Consider the following 1,757-nt stretch of genomic DNA (forward strand, 5'->3'; position numbering starts at 1 on the left):
CGTGCCGTCCACGTCGATGAGATCGCGCTCGGGGTCGACGCGGGACCCGAGCTCGGTGACGACCTGGCCGTTCACCCGCACGCGCCCCTCGACGATGAGATTCTCGGACACCCGCCTCGAAGCGACACCCGCGTTCGCGAGCGCCTTCTGCAGCCGTACACCCTCGGTGTCCATCGTCTTTTCTCCTTCTGATCGTGGGGGATTGTCGTACTCGGTCATCGCAGGCCTTCCACATCGAACCCGTCGGCGCCGTCGTCCAGCAGGGGCGAGATGTGGGGCAGCTCGTCGAGGGAGTTGATGCCCAGGTTGACCAGCAGCGCGTCGGTCGTGCCGTAGTTGATCGCCCCGGTCTCGGGGTCGGTGAACAGTTCGGTGATGAGCCCGCGCGCCACGAGCGTGCGCACCACCGAGTCGACGTTGACCGCGCGGATCGACGCCACCTGGCTGCGGGTGACGGGCTGCTTGTAGGCGATGACGGCCAGGGTCTCCAGCGCCGCCTGCGACAGCCGCGACGGAGCCTGCGCGTTCACGAACTCCGAGACGAGCGCGTCGTGCTCGGCGCGCACGTAGAACCGCCAGCCGCCGCCCACCTCGCGCAGCTCGAACCCTCGGCGGGGGCCTGCGGCCTTGCCGTCGTAGTCGGCCACGAGCGTCTCGATCGCCTGGCGCACGGCCGGCACGGGCGCGCCGACGGCGGCCGCGAGGCCGACGAGCGACTGCGGTTCATCGACGACGAGCAGGATCGCCTCGAGGCGCTCTGCAACGGATGCCACGTCCTGCGGCCGCTGCACGGGCTCTTCGCTGTCGTCGGTCGCGGACACGGCCACAGGCTCGGTGTGCAGCGAGGGGTCATCGGTCATAGTCGGCTCCCAGAGAGGCGAGGCTGTCGTCCGACCACCGTTCGGCGGTCCAGCGGAGGGTCAGTTCGCCCAGCGGCTCGAGCTGCTCGAACGACAGGGCGGCGTGGCGGTAGAGCTCGAGCACGGCGAGGAACCGCGCGACGACGACGCCGGTCTGGTCCACACCGGCGACGAGGTCGCGAAAGTTGAGGGTGCCGGCCGCGCGCAGCAGAGTCACGACGATCGCGGCCTGCTCACGGATCGACACCAGGGGCGCGTGCAGGTGGTCGAGCCCGACGTGCGGAATCTCCTTCGGCGCCATGGCGACCACCGCGAGCGCGGCGAAGTCATCGGGCGAGAGTGTCCACACGAGCTCCGGCACGGCGCGACGGTACTTCTCCTCGAGCGGCACCGAGCGGGTGTGCCGGCGGTCCTCGGCCTGCAGGTGCGCGGCGAACCAGGCCGAGACCTCTTTGAACGCGCGGTACTGCAGCAGACGCGCGAAGAGCAGATCCCGTGCCTCGAGGAGGGCGACCGATTCGGCATCCACCAGCTCGCCCTGCGGCAGCAGGCCCGCCACCTTCATGTCCAGGAGCGTCACGGCGACGACCAGGAACTCGGATGCCTCGTCGAGCTGCTCCGCGGTCTGCATCGATCGCAGGTACGCGATGAACTCGTCGGTCACCCGGCTGAGCGCGACCTCGGTGATGTCCAGCTCGTGCTGCGAGATGAGCGAGAGCAGCAGGTCGAACGGACCGTCGAACACGTCGAGCGAGACGCGGAATCCGGGTTCGGCCGACTCGGCCTGGGCTTTCGTCGACGGCTCGACGACGGCGGACGGGTCGTCGTCAGGCGACGGCGCCACGGGCGACCAGCTCCCGCGCCAGCCGCAGGTAGGCCTGGGCAGCCGGGTGCTCC

Annotated in this window: 3 protein-coding genes; all 3 read right to left on the reverse strand. The window is 70.0% G+C overall.

The genetic code is table 11. The annotated features are described in order from the left end of the window. Positions 1 to 219 (reverse strand): S4 domain-containing protein (locus tag NQ160_RS22765; RefSeq protein WP_306854059.1); only part of this gene is annotated, 219 nt, incomplete at its 3' end. Beyond that, positions 216 to 860 carry an SMC-Scp complex subunit ScpB gene (gene scpB, locus NQ160_RS22770; RefSeq protein WP_257517302.1) on the reverse strand — a complete coding sequence of 215 codons (645 nt, stop codon included), beginning with the start codon at positions 858 to 860 and terminating at the stop codon, positions 216 to 218. The genes NQ160_RS22765 and scpB, both read right to left, overlap by 4 nt. After that, positions 850 to 1,704 carry a segregation and condensation protein A gene (locus NQ160_RS22775; protein ID WP_308211521.1) on the reverse strand — a complete coding sequence of 285 codons (855 nt, stop codon included), beginning with the start codon at positions 1,702 to 1,704 and terminating at the stop codon, positions 850 to 852. The genes scpB and NQ160_RS22775 overlap by 11 nt, the downstream gene beginning before the upstream one ends. Between the last annotated feature and the right edge of the window lie 53 nt (positions 1,705 to 1,757).

The sequence above is a fragment of the Microbacterium sp. zg.Y909 genome (assembly GCF_024626565.1).